This window comes from Massilia sp. PAMC28688 (assembly GCF_019443445.1).
Lineage (GTDB): Bacteria > Pseudomonadota > Gammaproteobacteria > Burkholderiales > Burkholderiaceae_D > Telluria_A.
The window spans coordinates 1,545,443-1,562,249 of record NZ_CP080378.1; the positions used below are offsets into that span (position 1 = coordinate 1,545,443).

17 protein-coding genes are annotated in these 16,807 nt (G+C 62.7%); 6 read left to right on the top strand and 11 right to left on the bottom strand.

All coding sequences use genetic code 11. The annotated features are described in order from the left end of the window. Positions 1 to 30: 30 nt before the first annotated feature. Genes KY495_RS06925 through KY495_RS06940 form a run of 4 tightly spaced genes read right to left on the bottom strand, consistent with a single transcriptional unit; the run spans position 31 to position 4,844 of the window. The gene (locus tag KY495_RS06925) at positions 31 to 1,719 is read right to left on the bottom strand and encodes a M14 family zinc carboxypeptidase (protein ID WP_219882952.1); all 1,689 of its coding nucleotides are present in this window, start codon (positions 1,717 to 1,719) and stop codon (positions 31 to 33) included. Positions 1,720 to 1,750: 31 nt separating this feature from the next. Further along, a complete protein-coding gene (locus tag KY495_RS06930; RefSeq protein ID WP_219882953.1) occupies positions 1,751 to 3,253 on the bottom strand; it encodes an ATP-binding protein in 1,503 nt (500 codons plus the stop codon). Further along, entirely contained in the window at positions 3,250 to 4,173 is a 924-nt protein-coding gene (locus KY495_RS06935; protein WP_229518517.1) for a hypothetical protein, read from the bottom strand. The genes KY495_RS06930 and KY495_RS06935 overlap by 4 nt, the downstream gene beginning before the upstream one ends. A 20-nt stretch (positions 4,174 to 4,193) precedes the next feature. Then, positions 4,194 to 4,844 (bottom strand): response regulator transcription factor, encoded by a 651-nt coding sequence (locus KY495_RS06940; RefSeq protein ID WP_229518518.1) that lies wholly within the window; start codon positions 4,842 to 4,844, stop codon positions 4,194 to 4,196. A gap of 311 nt (positions 4,845 to 5,155) precedes the next feature. Here KY495_RS06940 and KY495_RS06945 point away from each other — a divergent pair, with 311 nt between their 5' ends. The 5 genes from KY495_RS06945 (at position 5,156) to KY495_RS06965 (ending at position 10,558) form a co-directional block, all read left to right on the top strand. Next, positions 5,156 to 5,821, top strand: coding sequence for an energy transducer TonB (locus KY495_RS06945; RefSeq protein ID WP_219882955.1), 666 nt, complete (start codon positions 5,156 to 5,158; stop codon positions 5,819 to 5,821). Between the two features lie 170 nt (positions 5,822 to 5,991). Then, positions 5,992 to 6,666 carry an energy transducer TonB gene (locus tag KY495_RS06950; RefSeq protein ID WP_219882956.1) on the top strand — a complete coding sequence of 225 codons (675 nt, stop codon included), beginning with the start codon at positions 5,992 to 5,994 and terminating at the stop codon, positions 6,664 to 6,666. Between the two features lie 52 nt (positions 6,667 to 6,718). Next, the gene (locus tag KY495_RS06955; protein WP_219882957.1) at positions 6,719 to 7,483 is read left to right on the top strand and encodes a hypothetical protein; all 765 of its coding nucleotides are present in this window, start codon (positions 6,719 to 6,721) and stop codon (positions 7,481 to 7,483) included. Positions 7,484 to 7,594: 111 nt separating this feature from the next. Next, positions 7,595 to 8,758: a glycerophosphodiester phosphodiesterase gene (locus tag KY495_RS06960; protein WP_219884143.1), complete on the top strand. Its 1,164-nt coding sequence runs from the start codon at positions 7,595 to 7,597 to the stop codon at positions 8,756 to 8,758. A gap of 165 nt (positions 8,759 to 8,923) precedes the next feature. After that, a complete protein-coding gene (locus tag KY495_RS06965) occupies positions 8,924 to 10,558 on the top strand; it encodes a M28 family peptidase (RefSeq protein ID WP_219882958.1) in 1,635 nt (544 codons plus the stop codon). A 74-nt stretch (positions 10,559 to 10,632) separates the two neighbouring features. On the opposite strand, the gene KY495_RS06970 is transcribed toward KY495_RS06965, so the two are convergent. Together KY495_RS06970 and sodC are read right to left on the bottom strand one after the other, a co-directional pair. Further along, positions 10,633 to 11,085, bottom strand: coding sequence for a tellurite resistance TerB family protein (locus KY495_RS06970; RefSeq protein ID WP_219882959.1), 453 nt, complete (start codon positions 11,083 to 11,085; stop codon positions 10,633 to 10,635). A 70-nt stretch (positions 11,086 to 11,155) separates the two neighbouring features. Beyond that, positions 11,156 to 11,686 carry a superoxide dismutase family protein gene (gene sodC / locus KY495_RS06975; protein ID WP_219882960.1) on the bottom strand — a complete coding sequence of 177 codons (531 nt, stop codon included), beginning with the start codon at positions 11,684 to 11,686 and terminating at the stop codon, positions 11,156 to 11,158. Positions 11,687 to 11,869: 183 nt separating this feature from the next. Between sodC and KY495_RS06980 the strand changes: the two genes are divergently transcribed. Then, the gene (locus KY495_RS06980; protein ID WP_219882961.1) at positions 11,870 to 12,427 is read left to right on the top strand and encodes a hypothetical protein; all 558 of its coding nucleotides are present in this window, start codon (positions 11,870 to 11,872) and stop codon (positions 12,425 to 12,427) included. Between the two features lie 80 nt (positions 12,428 to 12,507). On the opposite strand, the gene KY495_RS06985 is transcribed toward KY495_RS06980, so the two are convergent. From KY495_RS06985 to KY495_RS07005, 5 genes are all read right to left on the bottom strand, one after another. Continuing rightward, positions 12,508 to 12,849, bottom strand: coding sequence for a hypothetical protein (locus tag KY495_RS06985; RefSeq protein ID WP_219882962.1), 342 nt, complete (start codon positions 12,847 to 12,849; stop codon positions 12,508 to 12,510). 14 nt (positions 12,850 to 12,863) lie between these two features. Next, complete coding sequence (locus tag KY495_RS06990; RefSeq protein ID WP_219882963.1) at positions 12,864 to 13,340, bottom strand: hypothetical protein; 477 nt, start codon at positions 13,338 to 13,340, stop codon at positions 12,864 to 12,866. A gap of 123 nt (positions 13,341 to 13,463) precedes the next feature. Beyond that, positions 13,464 to 15,581: a TonB C-terminal domain-containing protein gene (locus tag KY495_RS06995; RefSeq protein WP_219882964.1), complete on the bottom strand. Its 2,118-nt coding sequence runs from the start codon at positions 15,579 to 15,581 to the stop codon at positions 13,464 to 13,466. 276 nt (positions 15,582 to 15,857) lie between these two features. Beyond that, positions 15,858 to 16,148, bottom strand: a complete 291-nt coding sequence (locus tag KY495_RS07000; protein WP_219882965.1) for a DUF1877 family protein — start codon at positions 16,146 to 16,148, stop codon at positions 15,858 to 15,860. 55 nt (positions 16,149 to 16,203) lie between these two features. After that, complete coding sequence (locus tag KY495_RS07005; RefSeq protein ID WP_219882966.1) at positions 16,204 to 16,737, bottom strand: hypothetical protein; 534 nt, start codon at positions 16,735 to 16,737, stop codon at positions 16,204 to 16,206. Positions 16,738 to 16,807 lie beyond the last annotated feature (70 nt).

Genomic DNA, 16,807 nt, shown 5'->3' on the forward strand with positions numbered 1-16,807 from the left:
GGAATGTTCCGATAGCGCCGCCACGCCAAACTACATCACCGACAGCACCGGATAGCGGCGCCATTCCGGTTCCACGTAGCGCTGGCAGTTCGCGAAGATGAAGTCGAGCACCGCCACCTGGTCCGACAGCTTGTCGGGATTGGCAGCCTTCCAGGCCTCGAAGCTGGCTCGCAGTTGCGGCTCCGATTCGAGCAGTTCCAGCGCGTGGTCCTCGAACACGTAGTCGGAATAGGCTTCCTTCTTTTCCAGCACGCTGTTGAAAAAGCCCCAGCGGAAAAAGCTGTCGTGGCCCTGGGGCTCCAGCGTTTCAATCGCGTAGCGGGCCTGGTCCTGGTCGAGCGGCACCCACCAGTCGCCGGCCTTGAGCGTCAGCTGCACGGTTTCCGCCACCAGCGCCACCTCATCGTGGAACATGTGGCCTTCGTAGGCCCCCGCGCGCGATGTGACGGACTTGATGCGGTAGACCCGCACTTCCTGCACCCGGTCTTCACCCAGCTGCTCCATTTGCACTCCGTTCCACTGCAGGCGCTCGACCGCTTCGCGCCAGGCACGCGGCACCACGTAGGCGCGCGGGGTGGCCACCGTGATATCGGCCGGGAAGTGGTTGTAGTAGGCGATCTCGCGCTCCCACGGCGCGCTGCGGTCATACGACAAGCGCGTGTAGTTGCCCAGTTTACTCGGGCTGTACCTGGCTTCATATCCCTGGAAGCGGAAGCTCGACGGCCGGCTTTCATCCATTGCCCAGTGCACCGGCCACTCGCGTCGCGTCTTGCCTTCATCGCGCGCTGCACGGCGCAGCCGCATGATGTCTGCACCGTTGGCGACGGTGAAGTCCAGCGCCGTGTCGACCAGCGCGCGCATGGAGTCATAGCGCGCCTCGAACGGCTTGAGCATGTGCGTTTCGGGCATGAAGCCGATGGTGTGATGGAGCGCAGCGAAGCCGGTCGAAAAGCGCGCGGTCTCCAGGAACTCCGCAATGCCGTGGTCCGGGCAGTCCTTGACCGGGTTGACGTAGGGGCAGGTTGGCCAGCCACGCCGCGCCATTTCGGCAAACATGTGCGGCAGCATGGTGTCCTGCAAATACGCGCCCAGTGCGCCGCCAAGCTTGTCGGTCTGGGTGTGGATGAGGGTCATGGTGTACGGGTAGTCGGCACCGTTGGAGGTGTGGGTGTCGACCATCACGTCCGGGTCCCAGGCCGTGAAGAACTTGTTGAAGGTCTGGGCGTTGAGCGTGTCGCACTTGATGAAGTCGCGATTGAGGTCCAGGTGCCGCGCGTTGCCGCGAAAGCCGAATTGCTCCGGCCCGTCCTGGTTCACGCGCGAGGTGTTGGCGCGGTTGATGCTGCCGTCCACGTTATACATCGGTACAAACAGGAACACCGTCTTGCCCAATGCCGCCAGCCGCTCGGGCTGGGTGCAGAAGTCGCGCACCAGCGCCATGCAGGCGTCCACGCCTTCCGGCTCGCCTGGATGGATACCGTTATTGTTGAAAAAGACCGGGCGGCCCGCAGCCTTGAGCGTTTCGCGGGCGAACACGCCGTCGGCCGTTACCACCCCGGCGTGGATCGGCAAGCCGCAGTCGGAGGTGCCGATGACGCTGAAGTTAAGCACCTGCGGGTACAGGCGCGCGAGGTTTTCGTACCAGGCGATGCAGTCTTCCCAGGTGGTGGTCTGGTTCTTGTTGCCCTGCTCGTAGGGCGTACGCAGTTCGTTGGACATGTGGTCTTGTGGATGCAATGGTTCGTTAAGATCAGGCGATGATCTCTTCCCGGGTAGGGAGCGAGATGGAAATGACGGTGCCCCGGTCGGGCTCCGAGCTGAATTCGATTTTGCCCCCCAGGGCGTACACGCGCTCGCGCATGCCGATGATGCCGATGCCCGACGAGGTGCTGCCGGTGGAAAAACCGGCGCCGTCATCGTCAATTTCGATGTGCAGCATGTGTTCGGCGTCCGACAGCGTGAGCGTTACCTGGGCATGGGTGGCCCCGGCGTGCTTGAGGATGTTCGACAGCGCTTCCTGGATGATGCGGTAGGCGGAAATGGCCAGCTCGTTGCCCAGGCCCGTGAAGTCACCCTCGGAATGAAACTCGAAGCGGCATTCAGGATGCGCGGTATCGTAGTGGCGGATCATCTCTTCCACCGCGCCGTGCAGCCCGAGCATGTCCAGCACTTCCGGACGCAGGCGCCGCACCAGGCGCCGCCCGCTGGCGTACAGGTCGAGCGTGAGCTTGGTGATGGCGGCCGACTTGGCCTTGATCTCTTCGATGGTGGGATTGGCTTCCAGCTTCGACGCCAGGTGCAGGATGCTTTGCGACTCCAGGCGCGCGGCGATCAGCGAGGCATTGAGTTCATCGTGAATTTCGATGGCGATGCTCTTGCGCTCATCTTCCACGATCGAATTGACCTTTTGAATCAGCTTGCGCTTGTCCGCGTCGGCGCGCAGCGCTTCGTTGCGCGACTCCACCAGGTCCTTGGTGCGCTCGGCAACCTTGTTTTCCAGGTCCTGGCGTGACTGGCCCAGTGCCACCGACATTTCGGTGATCGATTCCTGCAGCTCGCCCACCTCGCCGCCGGTGGTCACGGCCAGCGCCACGCGGTAGTTCCCACCGCGGATTTCGCGCAGCGCGCCGATCGAGGAATTGAGGGGAATGGTCAGGCTGCGCGCCAGGAAGTACGCCAGCGCGCCGCTGACAGCCAGCGCCAGCGCGGCCATCGCCAGCTCGATCTGGAAGCGGCGCGCCTGCTTGTCGAGCATGTTCGATGGCGACATGGTCACGCGCACATAGCCAACCAGCTCGGTCGGAAAGGTGGGCGGCTTGGTGTCGCTGGAACCCGACACGTGCGGCACGCCATTGTCCGAAAACAGGTTGATCCACGTGACCTGTTTCATGATGGGCGCTTCGTAATAACGGTTTTCGGCATCCACCGCTGCCTGCGAGGCCACCGTGATAGCCACTTTCTGGTTCACGTCCACCACATCGATGCGGTAGATGCTCTTGTCCGACTGGACCAGGCCATTGATGGTCAGGCGCAGGTCAGCCAGATTGCCGGAGATGACGTTGTACTCGCTGGTCTCGGCCAGTGCCTTGGCCAGAATGCGGCCACGCTCGGCCAGCTCCTCGGCCACCTGGGCGCGGTGCGAATACCACGAGTAGCCCACAAAGGAGGTGAACAGGAATACCACCGGCAGCATGGTAATGAAGGCCATGCGGGTGCCGATGCTCCAGCTTTGCCAGAAGCGCAGTTTTTTCATGGTCGCCTCGCAGGTGCGGGGACGGGCGGCTCGCGCCCGAATTTGCGCGCCTCGTCGCTCACTGCCACCTGCAGCGAACGGGCCACGCCCTCGTTGATCACGGTGCGGAAGTAGCGCGGAAACTGGGGCGGCGCCAGCTCGCCCGTTTGCACGAATTCCAGCGCCAGATCAGCCACGTGCGCGTTGATATGCTCGATGTTCGAGTAGGTCGTGGCCAGCGCCCCGGCGCGTACCATGTCGGCCGAGAACCCGATCACCGACTGGTTGTGGCGATAGGTCGAGAGCAGCACGTTGCGAAAGTTTTCGGCCGAGTACACGTTCCGGTCCGGCATGGCCAGCAGCACCTGCGCCTGACCCACGCGGTTGAGCGCGAAGTTAATATCGTCACCCTCCACGTAGTCTTCGATTTCCACCTCGGAGCCGGCCAGCACTGGCTTGAGGAAGCTGGTGTCGTGGCTGACGATGGCCGCCACCCGCACCGGGCGCTTGTAAAGCAGCGAGATCAGGCGCAGCTGGTCGGCCGGCGCCGGCTCGGCGTAAATGGCGGTCATGCTCATCAAGCGGGTGGGCGACAGGCCGCCAGTCACGAGGCGCCATACCTGGCTGGAAGTGTAGGCCGCGATGACGACGCAGTCGCATTTGCGGGCCAGGACATTGCGCAGCGCGACCGGGCCGATGGTCACGTAGACCATGCGCCGCTTCTGCGCCAGTTCGGTACGAAAGCCGCCGAAGATCGGCAGCAGGCGCTTGGAGAGGTCGTCGGAAATGCGGCGCGTGACGCTGGAGTCGTCGCCGGTGACGATCTGGAATCGGAAGCCGCCCTTGATATCGACGGCGGAGCCCGCGCCCTGCACCTGGGCGATGGCGGTGCCTGCTGCCGCGCAGCTCCACAACCCCGCAGCCAGAAGAAGCCGCCGCATCCGACTGCGCATGGGGATCACTAGGGCTCGATCAGGCCGTGCTTGACCGCCAGCTTGGTGATGTAGGCCTGCCGGTGCACGCCCAGTTTTTCCTTGACCGACTGGCTGATATTGCTGATGGTCTTGGTGGACAGGTTGAGCTTTTCCGCAATCTCGGCGTTGGTCAGGCCTTCTGCCATGAGCTTGAAGATTTCCAGGCCGCGCTGGTCCAGCTGCGACTGCGGCGAAGCGTCGCCCCGGACCGACAGATTGGCCAGGCGCTCGGCGATCTGCGGCAGGAAATACAGCTTGCCTTCCGCAGCGTGGCGCACGGCCGTGGCCAGGTCGGCCGGGTCGCAATCCTTGGTGACAAAGGCGCGCGCCCCAAGGCGGTAGGTTTCCTTGATCAGGCTGTCCTGGTCGAACTGGCTGAGAAAGACGATCTTTGCTTGAGGGAATTTCTTGAGGATATCCTGGGCCGCATCGAGGCCGGTGAGCTCTGTACCAAACCGTATGTCGATGACCATGACATCAGGCTGCAGTTGCGCGTACATGGCAGTGGCTTCATCGGGCGTCTTGGCCTGGCCCACCACGTCCATTCCCACACCGGCGAGCGACATGGCAAAGCCGGTCATGACGATTGGGTGGTCGTCGGCCAGCATGACGCGAATTGATTTTTGCTCAGTCTGCACTTTTACATCTCCAGTGGGTACGGCAACCCGCGCTTACATCTTCTTACCATTGAATGGCATCAATGTGTGGGAGCTAACGGAATAGGCGAAGCGACAATGAGATTATTTCACACATCGAAGCGCGACGCGAGCAATCTGGCTCCCCGGGCACGGCCGGCCGCATGCCGGATACGGAGGCTGTTTGGCATCCACAGCTACCGCCTCACTTCCTTCAATTTGCCATGATGGCGCATATTTTACTTCTATTAGGTAGAAGGAGGCCCGCGCACGCCGGCCCGATCCCTCACCGGCACAAGAATAAGGAGAACACCATGCACTTTTCACACACAGGGGATGGAACCGGCAGCAAGTTCACCAAGGTTGCGATTGTATCTGCGCTGCACGTGGCCCTGGGCGCGGCACTGATCCACAACATGGATTCCAAGGTATTCACGATGCCAAAGGCAATGGAAGAAATTGTCCTCTTCACGCCGGAGGCCCCAAAACCGCCGCCACCGCCGCCTGAGCCGCCAAAGCCCAAGCCGCGTACCGCCCCGGCCCCCAAGGTGTTCACCCCGCCCGTGGAGGTGGATGTCCCAATGGAACAAATAGTTGAAGCGCCCATCCAGACCACGTCCGAGCCTTCGCCCGAAGTCACGGAACCCGGTCCGGTCACGCCGGACGCGCCGCCGGCACAGGCATCGAACAATCGCGGCGAAATGTTTTCGGCCGCGCTGGCCAACGCCGATGCCTGCGATAAACCCGACTATCCAGCGCGGGCCGCGCGCGAAGGCGTCACTGGCACTGTCGAGCTGGCATTGCTGATCGGCCCTGACGGCCGCGTGACCGATTCCAGGGTGCAGCGCTCCAGCGGCTCGCGTGACCTGGACCGGGCGGCGCAGTCGGCCCTGTCCCTGTGCCAGTTCAAGCCGGCCATGCAAGCCGGTGTGCCCCAGGCCGCATGGGGACAAATTGCCTACGTCTGGACACTCGACTGAATTTTTCGCTCGCACACGCCCCGCTCGGATTGCACCGGGCGGGGCGTTTTTACGTTGGCAAAAACAACACGCAAAGAAAATGCTAGTTAACAGCTTTTCTTTTGCTAGGACATGGCATATATTAACTCCAACAATAAGACTTTCAGCAGTCACATAACGAGGAGACTCTCATGCATGCCCCAGCCCGTCTCACCAGCAGTGGTAGCAAATTCAGCAAAATTGCCATCGTCGCCGCCCTGCATGTTGGGCTGGTCGCCGGCGTCATGAACTCGAAAGTGCTCGTTGGCGCCATGCCGCAAGCGAAGCCATTCGCTTACGTGCCACCCGTGGCGCCCGTTGCGGCACCGACACCGCTCGATCCGCCACCGGTTGAGAAAGCAGCCCCGCCGCCCGTCGTCACGGTGCCGACCCCGATTTTCGAGGTGGCCGAGGCAGCGGGCCCGACCATCACCGTGACGCCCGCGGAAAAGGCCGCCGAGCCGGTGTTGCCTGCGCAGGCTGGTACGGGCACGCCTGGCGGCACGAGCGGGGGCACCTCGGCCCGGGCCACGCCCGACCCGGCGCGTGTCTACAATGCAGCGCTGGCCAACGCCGATGCCTGTGCACTGCCCAGCTACCCTGCGCGCGCGCTGCGCGAAGGTAACACCGGCACAGTCACCCTGGCGCTGCTCATAGGCCCCAACGGCAAGGTTGGCGCCTCGCGCATACAGCGTTCCAGCGGCCATCCTGAGCTCGACCGCGCTGCCGTCGCCGCGCTCAGCCTGTGCACCTTCACTCCCGCCACCACCAACGGCGTGGCGGAGTCGGCCTGGGGGCAGATCGCCTACGTCTGGACGCTCGACTGACAGATTTCAGCAGCCCCGCACGGCCATCGCCGCGCGGGGTCAATGAAAACCAATGACCCTCACTACGTCGCAGCGCATCCACACGCGCGCTGGCGCCATCATCCTCCTGCTTGGGTGCGGCGCCGCCCTCGGCTGGGCGCTGGCTGGTCTCACGGCAGGTGCCATGCCGGGCACCGAGCCCGTGCGCCTTGCGCTGCCATATATTGGCCAGCTCTCCTATGGCCGCGAACTGGTGTGGCCGGTGACCCGCGTGGTGGCACTGATGCTGATACTCGCCTGCTGCCTGGCTTACCGCCATACGGGCATGGCACCGCGCACACTGCTGGCGGGCGTCCTATGTTTTGCCGTCATGGCCGGCGCGCTTGCGGCGACAGGAGCGGCGCTGTGGCATCTGCCGGGCGCTCCGGCGCGCATCTCTTGCATCATGGCCGTGACCTTGCTCGTCATGCCAGTGCAGCGCGCTGTGATCGCAAGGCTCGGCGCACCGGCCACCGTACTGGGCGCCATGCTGGTGCTGCTGGCGATGCTGCTGGTTCTTAGCACCGCGAGTCCCGGGGACAGCTACCTGCTGGCCTGGCCACTGCCCGCCGCCCTGGCGGCATTTGGCACCGGCTACTGCCTTCGGCACGCGGCGCCAAGTCGCCTGGCGGTGGCTGTCGTTGGGTTCCTGCCTGCCGCGCTGCTGATCGGGCCCCGGCTGCTGGTGTCGCCCCTGCATTCGGCCACACACGGCGCGGCCTTCATGCTCGCACTCGCCGCCATGCTCGGCTGTGCGACCGTGCTGGTGGCCAGCACGGACCGCAGACAAGTGCCTTAAATTTCGCGCGCGTCAGCCCCCGTTTCGTCATCGGCCCGTAACGAACGATGGTTACGCTTTCCAGATGCAGGTTTTACAACCTTTCAATTCTGATCTGGAGATTATGTGAAAATGGCCGTACACGACACCACCCGGGTAACCAGGACCATGATTGCCACCGCACTGACCGCCGCCCTGCTTGCTGCATGCGGCGGCGACCTGCCCGAGATCCCGCGCCCCGCTGCCGCCTGGCCACCAGCCCAGGCGGTGGCAGCCCACCGCGGCGCCTCCGCCCTGCGGCCCGAACACACCCTGGCGGCGTACCAGCAAGCCATCGTGGACGGCGCCGACATTGTGGAGCCGGACCTGGTGGTGACCAAGGATGGCGTGCTGGTGGCGCGCCACGAGAACGACATCACTGGCACCACCAACGTGGCCACCGCAGCGCAGTTCGCCGCCCGCAAGACCACCAAGATGATTGACGGGATCCCGGTCACCGGCTGGTTCACGGAAGACTTCACCTTGGCAGAGCTCAAGACCTTGCGTGCAACCGAACGCATCCCGGCCAACCGCCCGGCCAACGTTGCGTATGACGGCCAGTTCGAGGTGCCCACGCTGCAGGAGGTGATTGACCTGGTCAAGAAGGAGAGCGCGGCGCGCAACAAGACCATCGGCATTTATCCCGAGACCAAGCATCCGACTTATTTCAAGTCCATCGGACTGCCGATGGAAAAGCGCCTGGTCGACCAGCTCACCGCCAGCGGCTACAAGGGCAAGGATGCGCCGGTGTTCATCCAGTCGTTCGAGGTGGCCAATCTCAAGGAGATTCGGGCCATGACGGACATGCGCATCGTGCAGCTGATCGACAATCCACGCAACGGCCCGGCCCCCAACGGCGCGCCGCGCAACGCGCCGTACGACTTTGTCGCGGCCGGGAGCAAGCGTACCTATGCGGACCTGGTCACGCCCGCGGGCCTGAAGGAAATCGCCACCTACGCTGACGTGGTGGCGCCCTACAAGGAAGTCATCATCCCGCGCACGGCAGCGAACGAGCTGGGAACGCACACCAGCTTTGTGGCCGACGCCAAGGCGGCCGGGCTGAAGGTGCATACCTGGACCCTGCGTCCGGAAAATCCTTTCCTGCCGGTGAGCATGCGCAAGCCCGATGTAGCCTCCCCGGCCCAGCGCGGCGATTCGGTCGCGGAGATCACGGCGTACCTCAATGCCGGCATCGATGGATTCTTTACGGACGATCCTGCGGTCGGACGTGCGGCGGTCAGCGCTTTCAGCAAATAATCGACAGCATTGCGGCCAGGCGATCCTGCCTGGCCGCGTTACGACCGTACCCGTTCGCGAGGGCTTTGAAGGCTGGTGGTGGAATGGCATACAATAACCGGCACGCCTGCTGCCGCTATCTGCGCCAGCCACGTATTTATCCACCCTTTACCGCACCAGGAACCCATGCAAAAGATGCTTTCCTCACTCGCGACCACGGCGCTGGCTACCAGCCTCGCCCTGGCTTTTCCCGCTCACGCAGCGCCAGCGGCCAAGAACACGGTAGCCACCGTTAAGGAAGCCCCGATACGGGGCCACCTGGCCTTCCTGTCGAACGACTTGCTGGAAGGCCGCGGCACCGGCCAGCGCGGCGGCGACCTAACTGTTGCCTACCTCGAATCCCAGGCCATCGCGGCCGGTCTCAAGCCTGCCAATGGCGACAGCTTCCGCCAGTCGGTCAAGATCGCCGGCGTGAAAGCGACACCGGAGTCGAGCACCGTGGCACTGGAAGCAGGCGGCAAGCCGCTCAATCTCGCCTATGGCAGGGACTGGGTCTGGGGTCCGGGCGACGCCAAGGCGGCGCGCACCATGAATGCGGACCTGGTCTTCGTCGGCTACGGCATCAACGCACCGGAAGAAGGCTGGAACGATTACAAGGACACTGACGTCAAGGGCAAGGTCGTGGTCATGATGGTCAATGACCCGATGCCGACCGCCGCCGAGCCAAACCGCTTTGCCGGCAAGGGTCTCACCTACTACGGCCGCTGGACCTACAAGTTTGAAGAAGCCGCGCGCCAGGGCGCGGCCGGCGTCCTGCTGATCCATACCGACCCATCGGCCTCGTATGGCTGGAGCGTGGTGCAGAACAGCTGGACCAGCGAACAGTTTCAGCTGGCCGAAGGAAAGCTGGGCGCCGGCATGCAGGGCTGGATGACCGATGCCACCGCGCGCAATCTGTTCAAGGCCGCCGGCCATGATCTGGACGCGCTGCGCGCCGCGGCCGAAACCAAGGACTTCAAGCCGGTCGCGCTGGGCGCCAAGGTCAAGGGCGAAATGAAGGCGACGGTGCGGACACTGGAGCAGTTCAACGTGGCGGGCATCGTGCCGGGCACCGATCCCAAGCTCAAGGACGAAGCGGTCATCTACACGGGCCACTGGGACCACCTGGGCAAGCAGGGCGACGGGCCGGACAACATCTTTAACGGCGCCGTGGACAACGCCTCGGGCCTGGCCGGCCTGCTGGCCATGGCGGAAGCTGCAGTCAAGGCGCCGACCAAGCGCACCCAGATGTTCCTGTTCGTGGCAGCCGAAGAACAGGGCTTGCTGGGCAGCTCGGCGTATGCCGGCAGCCCGCTGTGGCCCCTGAACAAGACCGCGGCCAACCTCAATCTGGACAGCCTCAACTTTGTGGGCCCGACACGCGACATTAACACCCAGGGCAGCGAGCGCAGCACCCTTGGCGCCATGGCGGCGGCCACTGCCAAGGCAATGGGCATGAGCGTCAGCCCAGTCGAGCCTGACCTGGCGGGCATCTTCTTCCGCAGCGACCACTTCGCCTTTGCCAAGGCTGGCGTGCCGGCGTTCTCGATCAAGGGCGGCAAGGATTACAAGGGCGACCAGGAAGCGGCCAAAGCCAAGGCTGCCACCTACAAGGCCAAGTACCACCAGGTGGGCGACGAGTATGATCCAAGCTGGGATCTGGCGGGCATGGTGCAGCAGGCCCAGTTCACGCTCAACCTGGGCCGCATGGTGGGCAATGCTCCCGCCATGCCGACCTGGAAACCGGGCGACGCATTTGGCAAGGCGCGCGCCGCCAAGTAAGCAGCGACAGAAAAAAAAGGCCGCCCGGTTTTATCAGCCGGGCGGCCTTTTTTGTTGGTCCAGGGGCGACGCGATTACAGTTCGAACTCCGACGGCTCCACGCCCAGTTCACGGGCGATCTTGCGCGCCACGACCTTTTCGTTTTCATCGAAGTTGCCGTCAGATGCCGCAACTGCAATGATCATGCGCACCAGCAAGCGCGACGCGTCCTTGTTGTTCTTCATCTTGCCCAATGCCTGGTAGGCCTTGGCTTCGCCGATGTCCTTGTCGAATTCGAGCTGGGTGACGGCATCCTGGAACGACTTGATGACGTCGCTCGTCGTGAAGACTGACAGGGCATCGTTGCTTTCGATGAATTTGATCATCTTTTGCTTTTCTTCGGAGCTGACGCTGCCGTCAGCCATGGAAATCAGCGCGGCGCCCGACATGGCGGCGTTGAGGAAATCCTTGTTCTTGAACTTGAGGGCTTCGGTCTTGAGTTCGCCTGCCTTGGTCTTCAAGTTTGAAAGGAAATTGGAAAAACTCATGTGCACTCTCCGGTGGCGTTGATCAATCAAAGCGTTATCATACTCCGCCTTGATTTTTTTGCTACATTGATTACTTGATGACGGCGCAGGCCATGCGTGCCCCGCCACCACCCAGTGGGGCAGGATGGTCGGAATGATTGTCGCCGCCGGCGTGGATCATCAGTGCCTTGCCCTTGATGTCGGCCAGCTTCAGGCGCGGCGCCAGCACCGGCATGGTGGCCGCGCCCTTGGTGTCCACCACCAGCGCGGGCAGGTCACCCTTGTGGCCGCTGCCCCATGGCAGGCCGTGCTTGCCGGTTTTCTCGGGATCATAGTGGCCGCCTGCGGCCAGCGCGGGAACCATCTTGCCATCCTTTTTCTCGGGCGCGCAGCTGCCTTTTTCGTGCACGTGGAAGCCGTGAACGCCAGGGGCCAGGCCGGTGAGCGCTGGGGTGAAGACGACGCCGTACGGTGTCTCTTCGACGGTGACGGTGCCAATGGCAGCGCCAACGCCGCTTTCGGACACGACATTCATCGTGACAGGCTCAACAGCCGCCTTGGACGTGGCCAGCGCTGCGCTGCTGCACAACAGGGCGGCGGACATCAGGATCAATTGTTTCATCTGGCATACCTCTTCGTGAGTGGCAAAGGAAGGATGGTAACGCATGTGAGGAAATGATGGCGCTTGGACAAGATACCTGATTTGGCATCCTTCCCCTTCCATTGCATGAAGGTAATCGACGCCGGGATTACGCCAGGTTTGCTAGCATTTGCATTTCCGCGAGTCTATTGCGATAGGAGAATTATGCTCAAGCACACCGCCATCCTGTGTACGGCCTTGCTGGCCGCCTGTTCCGAGCGCACCGTCGTGCAGAGCCCTGCTGAGCCGATGACTGCCGAGCAAGCTGTGGATGCTGCGCCTGCACCAGACTCTGTCCAGGGCCCGCTGACGCTGGGGGCCGAATCGATCGGCCCGGTCAAATTCGGCAGCAAGCTGAGCGAGGTTGAAAAGGCGCTGAAGGAAAAAGCCGGCGGCGCGCAGACCGAGGAATGTTCATACGTCAAATTCGCGTCCCTGCCTGAGGTGCTGTTCATGGTCGAAAAGGGCATCGTCACCCGTGCCGACCTGCGCGGCGACGTTCCCAACACCACGGGCTTCAAGGTGGGCGACGACCCCGCCGCGCTGAGATCGAAATACCCGGGCGCCGTGGTCACCGGTCACAATTACGTTCCGGCCGGGCATAACATCAAGGTCCAGGGACAAGGCAGGGCCGCGCTGCTGTTTGAAGATGACGGCGAGCGAATTACCAGCGTGCGGGCGGGAATCGAGCCGGCGGTGTCTTACAGCGAGGGGTGCTCCTGACGCTGCGCTGGTGGCGCCGGCAGCGGAAAAATCTTCAGACGCGGCTGCAGAAGTTCCGCCAAGGATCCTGGACCTGGCAGTTACACCAGTGAGAGGATAGCGTACATCACGATTGTGAAAGCGGGGATCATCGCGGCCCAGTATTCCACCGCGAGCATATTGAAGGTATGGCTCCCCCAATGAACCACTTTGTCCTTGCCGAAGCGCTTGATGGTTCGCGGTGATTTTTGTCTGTTGAGGACAGCGCCAGCGATATAGACAAGGGGCGTCGACATTGCGGCGGCCGTCAGGAAAATGAATGCCACCCGACTCAGCCCGATTTCATAAGGGACCAGCAGTTCTGCTGGCACCTGGCTTGCAGCAGCCACTGCGGCCAGCCAGATTGCGGGAACGAGCCAGCCCATGCGCGTAAAGAGGAACATGTCAGACCTTGTGGTTACTGGAGTCCAAGATAGCGGCGCGCCTTGGCCGAGAACGCAAAGGCGTAGAGCCAGTAGCATTCCAGGCCGATGACAAGCATGCGGCCAATCAGCTGGCCGAAGCGGTACGCCTCAGTGCCGCGCTCAAAGCCATTGCCTGCGATCAACTCGGACAGCGCACCGAGGATGAACACGCCAATGGCCGCGCCGCCGAGCCAGCGCACGACCGGCTTGCGGCGGTACGCGGTTATCAGGATCGCCGCCGCCCACGCAAACAACAGCAGGAAAATCGCAGCAGCAATGTACTTCCCCATGCCGCCAGGAGCCGAAGACCCATCGGGAGTGTATAGCGGCAACATCAACCCGAACACCAGTAGTAGCAAGGCCGAGGGAATCAGGAAGATCTGCATGATCAGAAACGAGATGGGCTTTTTTGCCTCGTCTGCCTTCTCGCCAAGGGCGGCATTGGGTGCGGAATAAGGATTAATGGTCATGGATTACGATCGGCAGTGGAATGGGCAAGCCGGCGCATTAAAGCCAATTCATGACATCCGGCGCGCCCGACTCTACCGGACTTTTAACTATTTATCAATGTCACGTCTGGTCCGCGACGCCGATTATTGCAGGCGAATCGCGCTGTCAAATACCCAGGTGCGGCGAATTTCAATGACATCGTACTGCCGCGCCAGCGATGGCGCGAACGCTGCGTACGGCGCCTGGCTTGCGATCACCTTGCGGATCGCATCATCAATGGCTGGCACACCGCTCGATGTGACAAAGGTGACCTTTTCAACCGAACCGTCCGCGCGCACAGCCACCGTGACCACCGGTTGCGTATGGCGCTGCTTGACCAGATCCCGCACCATGTCGAACGTCATGTTCATTTCAATCTTGCGGCTCATGGCTTCCGCATACAACGCGATATCGGTATTGGGGTCACTGCGCCCGAACAGCCAGCCGCGCCGCAGACTGCTGGTGGTAGGCAGCGCATCGCGCTGTGCAGCTTCCTTGTCGAGTTGCTTGCCGATCGCACGCAGCCGCTCTTCCCGCTCGGCTTCCTGCCTGGCACGTTCCTGACTGGCAGTATCTTGCTTGGGAGCTTCTTGTCGCGCGCCTTCTTGCTTGATGGCGTCCTGACGTGCGGCGTCCTGCTGGGCTGCTTCCTGTCGCGCTGCTTCCTGTCGCGCTGCTTCCTGCCGAGTCACTTCCTGCCGCGCTGCCTCCTGCCGAGCCGCTTCCTGCCGGGCTGATTCCTGTCGCACTGCCTCCTGCCGAGCCGCCTCCTGCCGAGCCGCCTCCTGCCGAGCCGCCTCCTGCCGAGCTGCCTCCTGCCGAGCTGCCTCCTGCCGAGCCACTTCCTGCCGGGCTGCTTCCTGTCGCGCTGCTTCCTGTCGCGCTGTTTCCTGCTGCGCGGCTTTTTGCGCCTCCTGGCGCGCATTCTCTTGCCGCAGGGCGTCTTGCCGGACCGCTTCCTGCTTCAGCGCTTCCTGACGAGCTGCTTCTTGCGCCGCCGCTTGCCTTAGGGCTTCCTGCCTCTCGGCTTCATGACGTAAGGCGGCTTGCTTTGCAGCGGCCTGTTTCAAGGCATCTTGCCGCACCGCCTCTTGGGTCAGAGCCAGCTGACGATCCGCTTCCTGCCTCAGCGCGTCCTGACGTGCATGTTCTTGCCGTGTGGCTTGCTGACGCAAGAACTCTTGCCTCTCAGCTTCCTGCCGCTGGGCTTCTTGTTGGACCGCAGCCTGACGGGCGCTTTCCTGCTTGATGGTTTCGGCGCGTTCGGCTTCCTGACGTGCCCTTTCTTGCTCCAATGCGGCCTGGCGGGCCGCATCCGCTCGACGCTGCGAGGCACGGACGGCCTCCGCCTCGGCCTGGCGTGCCTGCTCCTGTTGCATGGCAAGCTGGCGCGCCGCTTCTGCTCGCGCCGTTTGTTCACGCAGGGCGTCCCGCTGCGCCGCCTCTTCCTGGAGCGCCTGCTCCTGCCGCATTACTTCCTGACGGAGATTTTCCTGCTGACGCAGTTGCTCACGCTCGGCCTCAAGGCGCGCTGACGCAACGCGGGCGGCCTGTTCCTCACGCGCGGCGGCTTCTCGTTGCTGCTCGGCGCGAGCGGCTTCCTGTGCAGCAGCCAGCATTTGCCCTTGCTGCAAGCGCAAGGCGCTCTCGCGCTCCTGATCAAGCATGATCTTTTCAAGTGCACGGGCGTTGGCATCCTGCACGATCCGCGCTGGTGCGGGAACGGGTGCACTGGCCACGACACTTTGGCTTTGCGCGACCAAAGCCGGTTTTGGGCGGGCGCGCTTTATGTTTTTGTCCGTACGCTTGTCACGCCGCACCTTTTTGCCCGCAGAGGCGCGCGTCTTTCGAGGTTTGGCAGCAGCGGGCGCAGATGCACGAACTGCGGCCGGTGTCACCGATGCCAAAGGCGGTATAAGAACTGCGCCCGGCCTGTTTGTGCCGGAAGAGGCTGGCGGCATCGTCAGCGGCTTGATATCGGCGGTGCTGGCCATTTTCTCGCTCAAACGTGCCTGCACCGAACGTGGCGAGGCCCCGGACAGGGCCGATGAGCTGTCGGCTTTTTGTTCCACCACATTGCGCGTCGCGCCGGGCACAGCTAATTTGACCGCCGGTGCCGGGGCCAGAATGATCTGCAGATCATCTGCCGCCAGACGTCTTTGCTTCCATGGCAGGTTAAGGCCAGGAAGGCCGAACTGATCGCCAGCGAACTGAATGCTCATTACCAGGGCGTGCGCCAGGAGCGAGAGGCTCAACGCAATGAGCAGTCTCGAGGGTGGGCGTTCAGTAACGGGAACAGTCGTCAAGTTCGATGCCATGGGCCTGCACACAATCTGGAATAGCATGCCCGCATGAATTGCCGAACCGCCATCAAACCGCATAGTGTACTGCCGTTTACGGCTGAGGTAGACCCTATTGAACGCGCGCTCAGCGGCAACAACCGCTTAAGGTCGTCACGGGAAGGCGGCGGCGCCTAGTAGCGTGCCGCGCCCGCTGCATCATTGATCTGCCGTGCACAGGACGTGCCGTCCCTCCGCAGCGGCGGTTTGGTAGAGGCGCGTGACGTGCTGCAGCCACTCTCTGGTGTACTCGAAGTCCTCGTCCGTCAGGTCAAAGCCGTAATCGTCGACATCGATAGCATCGTATCGCTTGCGGAATTTTTCGCGCGTCATCGCGGCAGGTGACTGGACGGCCTGCGCCAGCGTCTTGAGGATTATGATGTAGTCTTCTTCATCATAAATAATGCGCCGGCAATCACCACTGGTCAAGGCGATGTTCACCGCCTTCATGGCCAAGCTGCCCCGCCTGCAAGCGCGCGGCGCGTCGCGCTCCAGGCCGGTGCAGTCAGCGCTTAGCGGTCCCAGCAGGCTGCTTGGCGTGCGCCAGTTGATGCCAGTCGCGCTTGGTCGCCATACCAAGCTCACTGACAAACATGCCAAGCGTCATGAAGATCGCGGCTGGCGGCTCCGATGAACTCTTGTCGAAATCGATGTGGCCGCAACCAAAGCACACTTTCATGGTCCCGATCCGCTTGCGTGCCTTGTACATCTCAATGGTGTGATGGAATTCGGGCATGCACGCTGCCCACGCCTCCCTGGCCGCCGGGTTCATTGCGCGCATGAAGGACACCAGACGGTTCTGTTGCAGCGAATTAAGCTGGCGCGACGTATACGTTTTCTCGGGCACTGTTGGGATTGTCCCGTCGCCGGTGTAAAAATCCATCGGGTCGGAGTGCTCACGAACGACTACCCGGTCCGCGGTTTCGATGGTGCGGACAAGCTGCCTTTGAAACCCTGCCCCACCATTCGATACCGGGAGAAATACGCTTGCACTGGCAAGGCTTGCGACAGACATAGCCAGCACCACGCAGATGTTCATGATTCCGCGGCCAAGGAAGCCAGCGCGCTCCGACTGACCGAGGACACGCCCAACGCCACCTGACGCAATC